Origin of the sequence: Pollutimonas harenae, assembly GCF_004153685.1 — a bacterium.
GTDB lineage: Bacteria > Pseudomonadota > Gammaproteobacteria > Burkholderiales > Burkholderiaceae_B > Pusillimonas_C > Pusillimonas_C harenae.
On sequence record NZ_SDQD01000001.1, the window covers coordinates 800,077 to 814,851 of the forward strand.

12 protein-coding genes are annotated in these 14,775 nt (G+C 58.1%); 5 read left to right on the top strand and 7 right to left on the bottom strand.

The genetic code is table 11. From position 1 onward, the window contains the following. Window position 1: 1 nt before the first annotated feature. The 6 genes from ERD84_RS03785 to ERD84_RS03810 are packed head-to-tail and all read right to left on the bottom strand — an operon-like array spanning window position 2 to window position 8,508. Window positions 2-2,704 (bottom strand): nitrate reductase, encoded by a 2,703-nt coding sequence (locus tag ERD84_RS03785; RefSeq protein ID WP_130038271.1) that lies wholly within the window; start codon window positions 2,702-2,704, stop codon window positions 2-4. A 4-nt stretch (window positions 2,705-2,708) separates the two neighbouring features. Then, complete coding sequence (gene nirD / locus ERD84_RS03790; RefSeq protein WP_130038272.1) at window positions 2,709-3,068, bottom strand: nitrite reductase small subunit NirD; 360 nt, start codon at window positions 3,066-3,068, stop codon at window positions 2,709-2,711. An 8-nt stretch (window positions 3,069-3,076) separates the two neighbouring features. Beyond that, window positions 3,077-5,509 carry a nitrite reductase large subunit NirB gene (nirB, locus tag ERD84_RS03795; RefSeq protein ID WP_130038273.1) on the bottom strand — a complete coding sequence of 811 codons (2,433 nt, stop codon included), beginning with the start codon at window positions 5,507-5,509 and terminating at the stop codon, window positions 3,077-3,079. Beyond that, the gene (locus ERD84_RS03800; protein WP_130038274.1) at window positions 5,506-6,360 is read right to left on the bottom strand and encodes an ABC transporter ATP-binding protein; all 855 of its coding nucleotides are present in this window, start codon (window positions 6,358-6,360) and stop codon (window positions 5,506-5,508) included. Before ERD84_RS03800 ends, nirB begins: the two co-directional genes overlap by 4 nt. 4 nt (window positions 6,361-6,364) lie before the next feature. After that, window positions 6,365-7,192, bottom strand: coding sequence for a nitrate ABC transporter permease (gene ntrB, locus ERD84_RS03805; RefSeq protein WP_245150605.1), 828 nt, complete (start codon window positions 7,190-7,192; stop codon window positions 6,365-6,367). An 11-nt stretch (window positions 7,193-7,203) separates the two neighbouring features. Then, on the bottom strand, window positions 7,204-8,508 hold the full coding sequence (locus ERD84_RS03810) for a CmpA/NrtA family ABC transporter substrate-binding protein (RefSeq protein WP_130038276.1): 1,305 nt from the start codon (window positions 8,506-8,508) through the stop codon (window positions 7,204-7,206). A gap of 192 nt (window positions 8,509-8,700) precedes the next feature. Here ERD84_RS03810 and dinB point away from each other — a divergent pair, with 192 nt between their 5' ends. From dinB to ERD84_RS03825, 3 genes are all read left to right on the top strand, one after another. After that, the gene (gene dinB / locus ERD84_RS03815; protein WP_130038277.1) at window positions 8,701-9,867 is read left to right on the top strand and encodes a DNA polymerase IV; all 1,167 of its coding nucleotides are present in this window, start codon (window positions 8,701-8,703) and stop codon (window positions 9,865-9,867) included. A gap of 212 nt (window positions 9,868-10,079) precedes the next feature. Beyond that, window positions 10,080-10,892: a transporter substrate-binding domain-containing protein gene (locus ERD84_RS03820; RefSeq protein ID WP_130038278.1), complete on the top strand. Its 813-nt coding sequence runs from the start codon at window positions 10,080-10,082 to the stop codon at window positions 10,890-10,892. Window positions 10,893-10,911: 19 nt separating this feature from the next. Then, window positions 10,912-11,574, top strand: coding sequence for an amino acid ABC transporter permease (locus ERD84_RS03825; protein WP_130038279.1), 663 nt, complete (start codon window positions 10,912-10,914; stop codon window positions 11,572-11,574). Between the two features lie 43 nt (window positions 11,575-11,617). On the opposite strand, the gene ERD84_RS03830 is transcribed toward ERD84_RS03825, so the two are convergent. Then, window positions 11,618-12,490 (bottom strand): MOSC domain-containing protein, encoded by an 873-nt coding sequence (locus tag ERD84_RS03830; RefSeq protein ID WP_130038280.1) that lies wholly within the window; start codon window positions 12,488-12,490, stop codon window positions 11,618-11,620. Window positions 12,491-12,550: 60 nt separating this feature from the next. On the opposite strand from ERD84_RS03830, the gene ERD84_RS03835 reads away from it, so the two are divergent. Beyond that, complete coding sequence (locus ERD84_RS03835) at window positions 12,551-13,441, top strand: EamA family transporter (RefSeq protein WP_130038281.1); 891 nt, start codon at window positions 12,551-12,553, stop codon at window positions 13,439-13,441. Window positions 13,442-13,540: 99 nt separating this feature from the next. Further along, window positions 13,541-14,731: an acetylornithine transaminase gene (locus ERD84_RS03840; RefSeq protein ID WP_130038282.1), complete on the top strand. Its 1,191-nt coding sequence runs from the start codon at window positions 13,541-13,543 to the stop codon at window positions 14,729-14,731. Window positions 14,732-14,775: the final 44 nt, after the last annotated feature.

Genomic DNA, 14,775 nt, shown 5'->3' on the forward strand with positions numbered 1-14,775 from the left:
GTCATTGACTCCTAGTGTGGACTCGTTCCAGCATGCGTTTGATCTGCGGCAGGCAGGAGCCGCAAGTTACGCCGCATTTGAGCGATGTTTTAAGCGCTTCCAGGTCTTGCCCGGAACTAATGGCGGTATTCAATTGGGCGTCGCTGACACCGGCGCACGTGCAGATAATGTGGTTGCGGCTTACAGCAACATTGCGGCCCATGAGCAGCTGACTGACATGCTTGGGCGCCTCGCCCGTATCAGCCCATTGCAGCAGTGCATTCGCTGCACGTGTGTCTCCGGCCAGCAGCCAGGCGTCAAGCTGTCCTGCGTGGCGGCGAATACGTCGCATGACACCACGAGCCGGGTCATCGAAACTGAGTTCAGCTTCAGCCAGCCCCAAGTCGGCGGCCAAGCGCTCCAGTTGCGTCGCCGAGATAGCGTCTGCCCCTGCCAGGCGCAGGCGTACGCTGTGTCCGCCCAAGGCGGAGGACACCAGTACGGCATAAGGAAAGTGCTTGAGCCAGTGGGTCAGCCTGGGCCTCAAGTCGGCGGGATCGCCCCGCACCCATGCACAGGCAGACCATCTGTACTTGAATGTTTCCAGGCCGGCGGCACTGTGCTTGAGTTCGGGCTGGTGAGAAACAGGGTCGCGCGCGGAATTGGCCAGTACATTGATGCCGTCACCCGCCACATAGGCGCTGCCCCAGTGCATGTGCAGGAAGGCGTGGCCGGGTTTGAGGCCGTCGTCGCCCATGGCGGGAAGGATGAGTGCACCGCGTTTGGTTTTAATTCTGACCAGGGTATCGTCGACTATGTTCTGGCGTCGCATGTCGCCTGGGTGCAGATAGACGAAGGGTTCTTCCACGTGGCGATTCAGTGCCGGCACCAGGCCGCTGCGACTCATGGTGTGCCACTGATCGCGCATGCGTCCTGTAGTCAGACGCAAGGGGTAAGCAGCAGAGTTTTTTTCAGCCACTGGTACATAGCCCACATCCATGAAGCGGGCCCGACCGCTATCGGTGGGAAACATGGCGTTGACGTATAAGCGCTGCGGCGATTGCGTGGCCGCGTTATAAGGCCATTGCTGCGGTCCGTAGGCCTGCAGCGCAGCATAGTCCAGCGCGCTGTAGTCCAGATCTCGGCCAGCGGTGCTGCGTGCATGTTCCGCAAAAATGTCGGCTTCGTCACCATAGTTGAACAGGCGGACTTTCTCCGGTGCGATGCGGGCAGCCAATTTGCGGGCAATCGTGCAGACGAGTCGCCAGTCGGCTTGCGCATCTCCGGGGGGCGCGATGGCTGCGCGTACACGGCTGATGCGCCGTTCCGAGTTAGTCACCGTCCCCTCTTTTTCAGGCCAGGTTGCAGCTGGCAGAACCAGGTCGGCAAAGGCCAGGGTTTCGGTGTTGGCAAACGCTTCCTGGACGATGACCAGTTCAGCCTTTTGCAAGGCTGCGCGTACCCTGGACTGGTCGGGCAAGGATTGAGCCGGATTGGTGGCGGCTATCCATAAGACCTTGATCTCACCCCTTAACACGGCATCAAACATGTCCAGGGCGGTGTGGCCGGGCGTAGCCGGCAGCGCGTCCACTTGCCATAGCTTTGCCACTTCGGCACGATGGGCTGCGTTGTCTGGGCTGCGATGCCCGGGAAGCAAGGTAGCCATGCCGCCCGCTTCGCGGCCGCCCATGGCATTGGGTTGTCCGGTCAGGGAAAAAGGCCCGGCTCCCGGCTTGCCGATCTGACCGGTGGCAAGGTGCAGGTGGATGAGGGCGGCATTCTTGGCGGTGCCGCTGCTGGACTGGTTGAGCCCCATGGTATAGAGCGACAGGGCGGCACCGGCCTGGCCAAACCAGCGTGCGCACTGAATGATGTCGGCAGCAGGTACGCCACAGACTTCTTGCGCTGCTTGTGGCGTGAATTCATGTATGCGTTGCTTGAGTCTGGCAAAGCCTTCCGTATGGTGGGCAATGTAATCGCGGTCTATCAGGTCTTCCCAGACCATGACATTGAGCATGGCGTGAAACAGGGCCACGTCGCTGCCCGGTGTGATGGCCAGATGCAGATCGGCGATATCGCAGGTGTCGGTACGGCGCGGGTCGATGACGATGACTTTCATTGCTGGCCGTTGTTCCTTGGCACGGGCCAGGCGCTGGAACAGGACGGGATGGGCATAAGCCAGATTGGAGCCCGCAATCATTACTGTATTGGCCAGCTCCAGATCGTCATAACAGGCTGGTGGCGCATCGGCACCCAATGTCTTGATGTAGCCGGACACGGCGCTGGACATGCACAGCCGGGAGTTGGTGTCGATATTGTTGGTGCCCACCAGCGCGCGTGCCAGCTTGTTGAATACGGCGTAGTCTTCGGTCAGCAGTTGTCCGGAAAGATAAAAGCCGATGGCGTCGGGGCCATGCATGACCATGGTTTCGGCCAGCTTGCTGGCTGCGATGTCGCAGGCATCTTCCAGGGGGATGTTGTGGCGCGGTATGTTTTTTTCCCGACGCCATTGGGCCTGCAATATACGGCTGTGATCGTGCCTGACGGTGGCAGCCAGCTGGTGGCCTTTGCTGCACAATGCGCCGCGATTGGAAGGGTGTTCGGTATCGCCTATGACTTCGAGTACCTGCTGCCCCTGGCTGCGTATGCGCAGGCCGCAGCCAGTACCGCAATAGCAGCAGATCGAGGCGGTCTCGCGAATGGGCTGGGCGGCCGGTGTGTTCATGACCCTATCCTTGCCGCGTTGGGGACGCTGATTCCGGCAGGGCCAGCAGCACCTGTCCTGCATGGATTCTGACTTCCAGCTTGTGTGCGCAGCCTTGATCCGGCGCCAGTGCCTGGCCATCTTCAAGATTGATGTTCCAGCCATGCAGCGGGCAAGTGACGTTGTGGCCATGCACCAGGCCGGCGGACAAAGGCCCGCCTTTGTGCGGGCAACGGTCGATCACGGCAAACACGTGATCATCTGATGCACGAAATACCGCGATAGGCTCGCAGCCGCTGTGATGCACAACGCGCGACCCCAGCTTGGGAATGTCTTCGATATGGCAGACTGCCGTCCAGGATGAGGTAGGAGCGAGAGCGTTCATGATGATTTTCAGGCTGTAAGGGTTTCGAATTCGCGGCGCGCGGGGGTTGCCTCCAGGCGCTCGGCCCAGGGGTCTTGCTCGAATGAGATGGCGAACTTGAGACGCGCATAGAGTTCCGCCCGGTTGGCTGCGTCGTCCACGACACGGGCCTTGGCATGTTCCAGCCCTACTCGCGCCAAATAGTGGCAGGTGCGCTCCAGATAAAACGCTTCTTCACGATAGAGCTGCAGGAATGCGCCGGTATATTCCAGGACCTCGTCATGGGTCTGGAGCTTGACGAAGAATTGCGCGACCTCAGTCTTGATGCCGCCATTGCCGCCTACATACAGCTCCCAGCCCGAGTCCACGGCTATGATGCCTATGTCCTTGATGCCCGACTCGGCGCAGTTGCGCGGACAACCCGAGACAGCCAGCTTGACCTTGTGTGGGCTCCACATGCCCACCAGGTCTTTCTCCAGGGCAATGCCCATGCCGGTGGAATCCTGAGTGCCAAAACGGCAGAATTCCTTGCCCACGCAGGTCTTGACCGTGCGCAGACTCTTGCCGTAAGCGTGACCAGACGGCATGTCCAGCTCCTTCCAGACTGCTGGCAAGTCTTCTTTCTTGATACCCAGCAGGTCTATGCGCTGTCCGCCGGTCACCTTGACCATCGGCACCTTGTACTTGTCGGCTACGTCGGCAATACGACGCAACTCGGACGGATTGGTCACGCCGCCCCACATGCGCGGCACAACAGAATAAGTGCCGTCTTTTTGTATGTTGGCGTGTGCACGCTCGTTGATCAGGCGTGATTGGCTGTCGTCCTTGGCTTCGCCGGGCCAGGTGGACATCAGGTAGTAGTTCAGGGCGGGTCGGCAGGTCGCGCAGCCATCGCTGGTGCGCCACTCCAGAAAGCGCAGCGTCTGCGAAATGCTGGTCAGGTGTTGTTCGCGTATGGCCTTGCGTATTTCGCCGTGGGTGTAATCGACGCAGGCGCAGATGGCTTTTTCCGATTTGGGTTTGATGTCGGCGGCACCGCCGACACAGCTGATCAGTATCTGCTCCACCAGGCCGGCGCAAGAGCCGCAGGAGCTGGCGGCCTTCGTATGTTTCTTGATTTCGTCAACGGTAAACAGGCCCTGTTCGCGTATGGCCTTGACGATGGTGCCTTTGCACACGCCATTGCAGCCGCAAATTTCGGTCGTGTCGGGCATGCCTGCAACACTGTTTTCGCCCGCATGGCCGGTATCGCCGATGGCGCCCTCGCCAAACATCAGATGCTCGCGCAGCTCGGCTATCGACTTGCCTTCCCGTATCAGGCGGAAGTACCAGGCACCGTCTACCGTGTCGCCATACAGGCAGGCGCCGATCAGCTTGTCACCCTGTATGACCAGTTTCTTGTAGACGCCCCCCACCGGGTCCGCCAGGGTGATGGCTTCCGTGTTTGACCCTCCCACGAAATCGCCGGCGGAAAAAACGTCTATGCCCGTGACTTTCAGTTTGGTGGATGTTGTACTGCCGGCGTAGCGGCCTATGCCATGCAAAGCCAGGTGGTTGGCGGCAACCTTGGCCTGTTCAAACAAGGGGGCGACCAGGCCATAGGCCATGCCCCGATGGCTGACGCATTCGCCCACTGCATAAATGCTGGGGTCGTAGCTTTGTAATGTGTCGTTCACCACAACGCCGCGATGTGTGTAGATGCCGGATGCTTCGGCCAGGTCCGTGTGGGGCCGTATGCCCACTGCCATGACGACCAGGTCGGTGGCCAGTTCGCTGCCGTCCTTGAACCGTATACCGCATACGGCGCCCTGCTCGTCACCCAGAATCGCTTCGGTCTGGTGTTCCATCAGAAAGCTCAGGCCGCGTTCGCGCAGGCTGGTTTGCAGCAGCGCGGCCGCCGCGGAGTCCAGCTGCCGGTCCAACAATGTTGCGCCCAGATGCACCACCGAAACCTGCATGCCGCGTGCCGCCAGGCCATTGGCGGCTTCCAGCCCCAGCAGGCCTCCACCTATCACCACCGCATGCTGAAGCCGTGAGGCTGCGTCTATCATCAGCTCGACATCGCGGATGTCGCGGAAGCTGATGACGCCCTTCAGTTCATTGCCCGGTACCGGCAGAATAAAAGGCTTGGAACCGGTGGCCAGCAACAGACGATCGTAGGAAGCGGTCTTGCCGTCGTCGGTCAGTACCTGCTTGCGGGCACGGTTTATTTGCGTGACGGTACTGTTCAGATGCAAGGTGATGCCATTGGCTTCATACCAGCTTGTATCGTTCAGGATGATGTCCTGTATGGTTTGTTCACCGGTCAGAACGGGTGACAGCAGAATGCGGTTGTAGTTGGGATAAGGCTCGGAGCCAAACACCGTGATGTCATATAGATCGCGGTCCAGCTTGAGCAGTTCTTCTATGGTGCGGATGCCGGCCATACCGTTGCCGACGACGACGAGTTTCATTTTCTTCATGATGCATTCACAAGTTTGAGTGGCGACTGTTCAGTGTTGGCACCGGTGTCATGGTTGCTGAGGTCAGCCGGGTGCCCGTGACGGTGGTGCAGAAAGCTCAGCACAGCGCTGCGATAGGCAGCGTATTCAGGGTTGTTCAGCAAGGCCATGCGATCACGTGGGCGAGGCAGGTTGATGTGCAGGATTTCGCCTATGGTCGCAGCAGGGCCATTGGTCAGCATGACGATGCGATCAGACAGCAGGACGGCTTCGTCCACATCGTGCGTCACCATGATGGTCGTGGTGGAGGTCGCGGCCACGATGCGCAGCAGCTCGTCCTGCAGGTGGACACGGGTGAGTGAGTCCAGTGCCCCGAAGGGCTCATCCAGCAAAAGTACTTTGGGCTTGATCGCCAAAGCCCGTGCAATGCCAACGCGCTGCTTCATACCGCCCGAGATTTCTTTGGGCAGCTTGTGCATGGCATGGCTCAGGCCCACCATATGCAAGGCCATGGTCGTCCGCAGGCTCAGCGCATCTCTGGTTTCGCGGTTGCCGAATACGCGCTCGACCGCCAGATGAACATTCTGAAAACAGGTGAGCCAGGGCAATAGGCTGTGATTCTGGAAGACCATCGCTCGGTCGGGGCCTGGCCCGGTGATTTCCTTTTCGGCGCACAGCAGCACGCCTTCGGTGGGGCGGGTCAATCCTGCGATCAGATTCAGCAAGGTCGATTTGCCGCAGCCGGAGTGCCCGATCAGCGAGACGAACTCTCCCTCTCGAATCGCCAGGTTGATGTCGCGCAGCGCAACAAAATGGCCGTTGCGGGTGTCGAAGCTTTGCCCGACATCTTCGATGCGTACGAACTTTTTCATGCTCTCAAGCCTCGCTGTAGTTCATGCGGCGGGCCAATGCCAGCAGGCCCAGGTCCAGTATCAGTCCGATCATGCCGATGACCAGCACGGCGATCAAAATGTTCTGTACATTCAGGTTGTTCCATTCGTCCCATAGCCAGAACCCCAGGCCGGTGCCGCCAGTCAGCATTTCGGCTGCCACGATGACCAGCCACGCAGTGCCTATGGACAGGCGTACGCCTGTCATGATGTAGGGCAGTGCCGATGGCAACAGAATGCGGGTGAAGACTTTCCATTCAGACAGGTTCAATACACGCGCGATATTCAAATAGTCTTCCGGCACACGCCTTACACCGTCAGCCGTGTTGATGATCATGGGCCAGATCGAACAGATGAAAATCGCCCAGATTGCCGCAGGGCCGGCAGCCTTGAACAGCAATAGTCCCAGCGGCAGCCATGCCAGAGGCGAGATCGGACGCAACAGGTTGATGACGGGTGTGCAGATGGCGTTGATGACCGGGACACGTCCGATCAGGAAGCCTATGGGTATGCCTACCAGTGCAGCCAGCATGAAGCCGATGGCCACGCGGCTGAGCGAGGCCAGGATATTCCAGCCTATGCCTACGTCGTTGGGGCCGTTGTCGTAGAACGGATCTTTGAACAGATTAAAAGCTGCCAGCAATGTGGATTCGGGCGGAGGGATGTCGCCTATCCGCATTGAGATTATTTTCCAGATGAAGAGCAACAGCGCAAAGCCAAGCAGTGGTCCGGCGCTGGCGCCGGTAAACTGCCCGATCAGAGTGCGCCAGCTTTTTCTGTTCGACGGCTTGATGACAGAGCTGGTTGTGTTCATATGTTTACCCTTTATGCCTTGATGACGAAGCCGTCGGCATAGCCGGCCGGATCGCTGCCGTCCCACACCACGCCGTCCAGCAACTTACTGCTGCGCGACTCGCTGGCGGGCAATGCTATGTTGGCCGCCGCGGCGGCTTCTTTGTAGGTGTCGATGCGATTGACTTGTTGTGCAACGGTCCGGTAGTTGGGGTGTTCCTTCAGGATGCCCCAGCGCTTGTGCTGGGTCAGGAACCACATGCCATCACTCAGGTAGGGAAAGTTGACCGCACCTTCCCCATGAAAGCGCATGGCGTGTGCGTCTGACCAGGACTTGCCCAGACCGTTTTCATATTGGCCCAGCATGCGGCCCATGATGACGCCGACGTTGGCGTTCACATATGATTTGGCGGCTATTGTTTCAGCCGTCTTGCGCAGATTGTCGGGCGAGCTGTCTATCCAGCGGCTGGCTTCAAGAATCGCGGCGGTAACTGCGCGCACGGTATGGGGGTGGCTTGCGACGAAGTTCGCACGCGTACCCAGGACTTTCTCGGGATGGTCCACCCAGATGTCTTGTGAGGTGGCTGCGCTGAAACCCACTTTGTCGATGATGGCCCGGGCATTCCATGGTTCTCCCACACAATAGCCGTCAACATTACCTATGCGCATATTGGCCACCATCTGCGGTGGCGGGACGGTCACATTGCGTGTCTTGCCCGGATCTATGCCATGGCTGGCCAGCCAGTAATAAAGCCACATGGCATGCGTGCCTGTGGGAAAGGTATGTGCGAAGGTGTACGGACGTTTATCGCCAGCGATTTTTCTGGCTAATGACTCACCGTCGATCACGCCCGCTTCGCGTAGCTGGTTCGACAGAGTGATGCCCTGGCCGTTCTGGTTCAGGCCCATAAGCACGGCCATGTCTTGTTGGGCGCCAGCCAGCCCAAGCTGCATGCCATAGATCAGACCGTACAGCACATGGGCGAAATCCAGATCTCCGTTGGTGAGTTTTTCCCGTACCCCGGCCCATGAGGCCTCCTTGGTGGGAATGATCTTGACTCCATGCTTCTTGTCGAAGCCAAGGACAGAAGCCATCACCACCGATGCGCAATCGGTTAACGGGATAAAGCCAATTTTCACTTCGGTCTTCTCGGGCGCATCGGAACCGGCAGCCCATGCAGTGGCCCGGATCAGGGGATCCATCAGCGAGAGTGCTCCCAGTCCGGCTGCGGCGGAGGCGCCAAGCAAGGCCCGGCGCCGTTGATCGATACCATTGATCTGCGATGTGGCGATAGTCTGCGCGCCAGAGGCAGGGGGCGGTGGGGATGCGGCTTTCATTGGGGCTCCATGTAAAACATCTGCACAGGAGTTAAAGCAAAATTCGTGCCAGCTTTATGTCAGGCCCATCAGGCTGGAAAACGCTGTCACCTGCACTGGAGCTGTGCATCGTGTGTTGCGACGCACCAGAACCGGGCTGTGGCGCTTTGGTCATTGGCTTATAATTTGCTGTGCTTTTGTACAGCAGCCAACATGGATTCCGAACACGCTCGCCCTCGCCGTATCGCTCATCTGGATATGGATGCTTTTTATGCATCGGTAGAGCGCTTGCGTTATCCCGAGCTCAAGGGCTTGCCTGTCGTGATTGGTGGCGGCAGCGCAAGTCAGCCTACGGTGCTGCCCGATGGCACGCGGCTGTTTTCGCGCCTGCAGGGCTATGTTGGCCGCGGTGTGGTGACTACCTCCACTTACGAGGCACGCGCGCTGGGTGTGTTTTCAGCCATGGGCATGATGAAGGCAGCCCAGCTGGCGCCCGAGGCGATTTTGCTGCCGGTGGATTTCAAGGCCTATCGCTATTACTCACGCTTGTTCAAGTCCGCGGTGGCGAGTATTGCTCCCCACATGGAAGACCGTGGCATCGATGAGATATACCTCGATCTGAGTCAACATCCGGAGGATACCCTGACGCTGGCCCGCAACATCAAGCAAGCTGTTTTCCAGGCAACCGGTCTTAGTTGTTCGATAGGCATTTCGCCCAACAAATTGCTGTCGAAAATAGCGTCAGAACTCGATAAGCCTGACGGTATAACCATTATTGGGCCAGGTGATCTCGAGGCACGAATCTGGCCACTGCCGGTGGGCAAGGTTAATGGCATAGGGCCTAAAGCGAATGCTCGTTTGGCCGCAGCAGGCATCCATACCATTGCCGAACTGGCTGCCGCAGCCCCCGAGCTGTTGCAAAGCTTGTTTGGCCTGAGCTATGCGCAGTGGCTGCTGAATGTGGCACAGGGTGTTGATCACCGCCCTGTTGTCACCTATTCGGAACCAAAATCCATCAGTCGTGAAACGACTTTCGAGCGTGACCTGCACGTCCAGCACGACAAGAAGGTGTTGTCTGCCCAGTTTTCACAATTATGTGAACAGCTGGAAGGTGATTTGCTGCGTAAAGGCTATGTAGGGCGCACTATAGGGATCAAACTGCGCTTCGATGATTTTCGTACAGTCACGCGTGACCTGACACTACCGGGCCCCACCGGCAGTGCGCAGGTCATACATCATGCGGCCGGGCAGTGTCTGAAGCGTATAGAGCTGAATCACCGGATTCGGCTATTGGGGGTACGCATCAGTGGACTGCAGCCTGGTACAGGCCCGGAAGATGAAACGAACAGGGCGCCCGAGCAGCTGAGTCTTTACGATTAGCAGAGCGATAGTGTTGGTGGTCGATAGAAAATTTAAATAACAATAATTGCTTTAAGCTAATTTTTATATTTCTTTTAGCTATTTATAAGTAATGAACAAATAGTTATAAAAATCGGGCGGGCTTGCTAGCATAAGGTTTCTGGCGCATGTTGCCGGGGTGGCCTGAAACGGTTGCCTTGCGCTGCCAACCCAATATCTTGCAGGAACAATTCATGAAGACTTTTGCTTATGTACGCGGCTTACTGGCTGCGGGCGCAGTGGCTGTGTCGGCCCTTGTCGCCGGTGGTGCTGCCCAGGCGGCCGATCTGATCGATACCGTCAAGGAACGCGGTACCTTGATTGTCGGTGTCGAGGGTACCTACCCACCCTTTAATTACGTAGATACCAAAACAGGCGAACTCGATGGCTTCGACATCGAAGTGTCCAGGCTCATCGCCGACAAGCTGGGTGTCAAGGTACAGTTTGTCAAAACAGAATGGAGCGCGATTCTGGCTGGACTCAGTTCGGGCAAGTTCGATGTCATCGTCAATCAAGTGGGCATTACGCCCGGAAGGCAGCAAACCTTTGATTTCTCGATACCCTATGTGGCGTCCAGTCCGCAGCTGATTCTGCGCAAGAATGACGACGCAGGCTACGCCAGTTTCGCCGACCTGAAAGGCAAGAAACTGGGCGTATCGCAGGGCAGCAACTACGAGGCTCTGGCCAAGTCCCAGGAAGGGGTGGATGTCAAAAGCTATCCCGGTGCCCCCGAGTATTTGTCCGACCTGATCAGCCGACGTGTCGATGCTGCACTGAACGATCAACTGATGACCGCCTATCTGGTCAAGACATCCAATATTCCCATCAAGGGCGGGGCAATTGTGGGCGAGCCCAAGTTCAATGGCATACCCTTTCGCAAAGGCAATCCAGGCTTCGAAGCGGCACTGAACAAGGCCCTGCAAGACGCTTTCGACAGCGGCGAGTTTGCCAAGATCTCGAATAAATGGTTTGGCATTGATGTCAGCAAGGTTCGCAAACCTGAGTAATTCCAGTTTTTGATTCAGTATGAATTTCTTTGACCTGATGGTCCTGGCCGGTCCCATTCTTTTGAAGGGGACCGGCTACACCTTGATCTTTGCCTTTTCAGCCATGTTTGGCGGCTTGCTGGTGGGCTTTGCGCTGGCTGTGCTGCGTATTATTCCCAGCCGCTGGACTCAAGTTCCGGCCACGGTATATGTAAGCATGATGCGGGGTACGCCCTTGCTGGTGCAGGTATTCATTATTTACTATGGCCTGCCCAGCATCGGTATTTCATTCGATCCGCTGACGGCCGGGGTGCTGGCACTTAGCCTGAATGCTGGCGCTTATATTTCTGAGAGCCTGCGGGGCGCCATTGTGGGGATTACCAAAGGGCAGTGGTCGGCAGGCTACAGCCTAGGCCTCAGTTACTGGCAGAATCTGCACTACATCGTGATGCCCCAGGCTCTGCGCCTGGCCGTGCCATCCATGAGCAACTCCCTGATCAGCCTCATCAAAGATACTTCGCTGGTTTCGGTGATTACGGTCACTGAATTATTGCTGGCCACCAAAGACGTGATCGCCACCACCTTCCAGCCCCTCCCGTTGTATCTGGCTGCGGCAGGTATCTATTGGATACTGAGCTTGTGCCTGGAGCAGGTACAGGCTCGGCTCGAGAAACACTACGGCCGCAGCGCCCGCCACGCCTAGTACTTTGGCGGGCGTACAGCGCGTGGGCTTGTTCGCGGAACGCTTAAAAATCGAATTCAGCTTCGACCAGATCGCCAGCGCTTAGCGTGCTGCCAACGCTGGCACCCGCCACCACGGCATTCACACCAAACAGCAAGCCTTCGGGAAACTGTCGATACTCGGCCAAAGTCAGGCCCGGCTCGTCGGCCGGCAGGGCGGTGGCCTGATCGATGTTGGGTATGGGACAGCGGGCGCAGCGCTTGACCTGAGCCAGCGTCATGCGCCCCACCTTAATGCTGGCCAGGTAGTCTTCTTCGTAGGGTTCCAGGCCCTGTAGCACGATATTGGGGCGGAAGCGATTCATGGGTACAGCGTCCAGCCGCTTGGCCTGCAGGCGCTGGTTCAACTCGTCGAGGGAGCCCTGGTTGGCGATCAGAAAGGGAAAGCCGTCGGCAAATCCAAAACGGTGACGGGCCGGAAAATCCGGCATCAGCTCGCCATGTTTGGCGCGCCAGTTTTGTACGTGTTTGAGGCTGGCATAGCGTTCGGCTTCGGGGTGTACCCGCAGCAGGCGGCAGGGCAAGCCCAGGAACGCTGCGAGCCAGTTTGCCACCACATCGCCTTCGTCGAAGCCCAGCGTATCGGCTGCCCAGATACGTACGGGCACCTGGGCGGGTTCGGCTGTGTCGGTGAGCCAAGGCACCAGAATATCGGGCATGCCCGGTGCCGACAGGGTCAGGTCGCCTTGTTGAATAGCGGGTTGTATGAGTGCCATTTTGGCGTGCTGGCGCTGCGTCAGGAACACACCATTACCGTCGACAATCACCCACTGCCTGTCAAGAAACAGGCCGCTTTGGCTGACAGCGACTTTGGCGTGATCGATACCGGCACATGATTTGACCGGGTAGGTGTGCAGGCTAAGAATGGAAATAGTCATGGTGCTACGGGCTCCTGGCGCATAATACCGCTTTCCAAGTATATAGCTGAAGGAATGGGAATGCCGTTGAAAGACTGGCTGGCGGCCTTGGTCATCGTGTGCGCCTGGGGTATTAATTTCGTGGTGATCAAGCTGGCGCTGGATGAAATACCACCCCTGCTGCTGGGAGCCTTGCGTTTCACCTTTGTAGCTTTCCCTGCCATTTTGTTCGTCAAACGACCGCAGCTGCCCTGGCGCATCATCGTCCTGTATGGACTGACGATCAGCTTCGGACAGTTTGTATTCCTGTTTACGGCTATGTATGTGGGCATGCCGGCGGGCCTGGCTTCGCTGGTGCTTCAGTCGCAAGCCTTCTTTACGGTACTGATCGCCGCTCTATTGCTGGGCGAAGGGGTGTACCGGCACAATATCCTGGGCATGGGTGTTGCCGTGCTGGGGCTGGTCTTTATACAGCAGGGTGCCACAGGAGGCTCGATGACCCTGCTGGGCTTTGTATTGACCTTGCTGGCGGCCTTGAGCTGGGCCAGCGGCAATATTGTTGCCAAGGTGGCCGGCAAGGTCGATATGCTGGGGTTGGTGATCTGGGGCGCATTGATTCCACCTATACCTTTCCTGGCAATGTCATGGGCGCTGGAGGGGCCGCAGGCCATACAAGAAAGTCTGAGCCAGATTACTTATGTGGGGGTTGCGGCGGTAACTTATCTGGCTCTGGTGGCCACTGTGATTGGCTATGTCTTGTGGGGGCGCCTGCTGACGCGGCATCCGGCCAGCAAGGTGGCGCCCTTGACGCTGCTGGTACCGGTCATAGGCCTGGTCTCGGCGGCCTGGCTGCTCGGTGAGCAGCTGCAAGCCGTGCAATGGCTGGGCGGCGCAATCGTCATGCTGGGCCTGATCATTAATGTATTTGGTCCCAGATTCATGCTGCGTTTGCGCACGATTTTGCGCGCTTGAACGCGGCGGGTTCGTCATGCCCATGCTTGCTGTACTGCGGTAAAATTTGCCTTGCAGGACTTGCTGCCATTACTTTCTTTTTTTGAATAGGAAGCCAAAATGAAATTTGATCAGTCGGGTGTCGACGCGTTGATGGAGATTACCAGCCGTCCCGAGCTCGTTTTTGTGCGCGGACAAGGTTCCTGGCTGGAAGATCACAATGGCAAGCGATACCTGGATTTCGTGCAGGGCTGGGCGGTCAACAGCCTGGGCCACTGCCCACCCGAAGTCGTTCGCGCCCTGGGAATGCAAGCTGAACAACTGATCAACCCTTCGCCGGCCTTCTATAACCAGCCTGCCATGGACCTGGCCAAGCGTCTGACTGGCGCATCCTGTTTCGACCGGGTGTTTTTTACCAATAGCGGTGCCGAAGCCAACGAAGGTGCCATCAAGCTGGCACGCAAGTGGGGGCAGCTCAAGCGCAACGGCGCCTACAAGATCATCACCTTCGATCATAGCTTCCACGGCCGTACGCTGGCGACCATGTCGGCATCAGGCAAGCCTGGTTGGGACAAAATGTTTGCCCCACAAGTCGATGGCTTCCCCAAGGCTGATTTGAATGACCTGGATTCGGTGCGTGCCCTGATCGACGACCAGACCGTGGCCATCATGCTTGAACCGGTTCAGGGTGAAGGCGGGGTCATCCCGGCGACGGTCGAGTATATGCAGGGGTTGCGCAAACTGGCCGACGAACACGGCCTTTTGCTTATCGTCGATGAGGTGCAGACCGGCATGGGCCGTACCGGTACCTTGTTCGCCTACGAGCGCTCGGGCATTACGCCTGACATCATGACGCTGGCCAAGGGAATAGGCGCCGGTGTGCCGCTAGGCGCGCTGTGCGCACGCGAAGAAGTATGCGTGTTTGTACACGGCGACCAAGGCGGTACCTACAATGGCAATCCACTCATGGCGGCCGCCGGCATTGCCGTCTTTGATGCCATCACGGCCCCAGGCTTTCTTGACTCGGTCAACGCGCGTGCGCAACAGCTGTCCGAAGGCCTGCTGGCCCTGTCGGCCAAATGGGGCATGAAAGGCGAGCGTGGTGTGGGCCTGCTGCGTGCCCTGATGCTCGATCGCGACGATGGTGTTGCCATTGTGAACATGGCGCGCGACTGGGCACCCGAGGGCATGTTGCTGAACGCACCGCGGCCGTCCTTGTTGCGCTTTATGCCGGCGCTGAATGTCACGGCCCAGGAAATCGATCTGATGCTGGGCCGGCTGGACGAAATCGTGGCAAAGGTGCGCGCTTAGCTTCCGTCTTCTTTGCCCATACCAGACACAAACAACAAGGCCTG

Excerpts from the sequence above, each read along its gene's own strand:
- nirB (WP_130038273.1), bottom strand. The coding sequence starts at position 5,509 with ATGAAGAAAATGAAACTCGTCGTCGTCGGCAACGGTATGGCCGGCATC.
- ntrB (WP_245150605.1), bottom strand. The coding sequence starts at position 7,192 with ATGAACACAACCAGCTCTGTCATCAAGCCGTCGAACAGAAAAAGCTGG.
- ERD84_RS03785 (WP_130038271.1), bottom strand. The coding sequence starts at position 2,704 with ATGAACACACCGGCCGCCCAGCCCATTCGCGAGACCGCCTCGATCTGC.
- dinB (WP_130038277.1), top strand. The coding sequence starts at position 8,701 with ATGGATTCCGAACACGCTCGCCCTCGCCGTATCGCTCATCTGGATATG.
- ERD84_RS03840 (WP_130038282.1), top strand. The coding sequence starts at position 13,541 with ATGAAATTTGATCAGTCGGGTGTCGACGCGTTGATGGAGATTACCAGC.
- ERD84_RS03800 (WP_130038274.1), bottom strand. The coding sequence starts at position 6,360 with ATGAAAAAGTTCGTACGCATCGAAGATGTCGGGCAAAGCTTCGACACC.
- ERD84_RS03820 (WP_130038278.1), top strand. The coding sequence starts at position 10,080 with ATGAAGACTTTTGCTTATGTACGCGGCTTACTGGCTGCGGGCGCAGTG.
- ERD84_RS03830 (WP_130038280.1), bottom strand. The coding sequence starts at position 12,490 with ATGACTATTTCCATTCTTAGCCTGCACACCTACCCGGTCAAATCATGT.
- ERD84_RS03835 (WP_130038281.1), top strand. The coding sequence starts at position 12,551 with ATGCCGTTGAAAGACTGGCTGGCGGCCTTGGTCATCGTGTGCGCCTGG.
- nirD (WP_130038272.1), bottom strand. The coding sequence starts at position 3,068 with ATGAACGCTCTCGCTCCTACCTCATCCTGGACGGCAGTCTGCCATATC.
- ERD84_RS03825 (WP_130038279.1), top strand. The coding sequence starts at position 10,912 with ATGAATTTCTTTGACCTGATGGTCCTGGCCGGTCCCATTCTTTTGAAG.
- ERD84_RS03810 (WP_130038276.1), bottom strand. The coding sequence starts at position 8,508 with ATGAAAGCCGCATCCCCACCGCCCCCTGCCTCTGGCGCGCAGACTATC.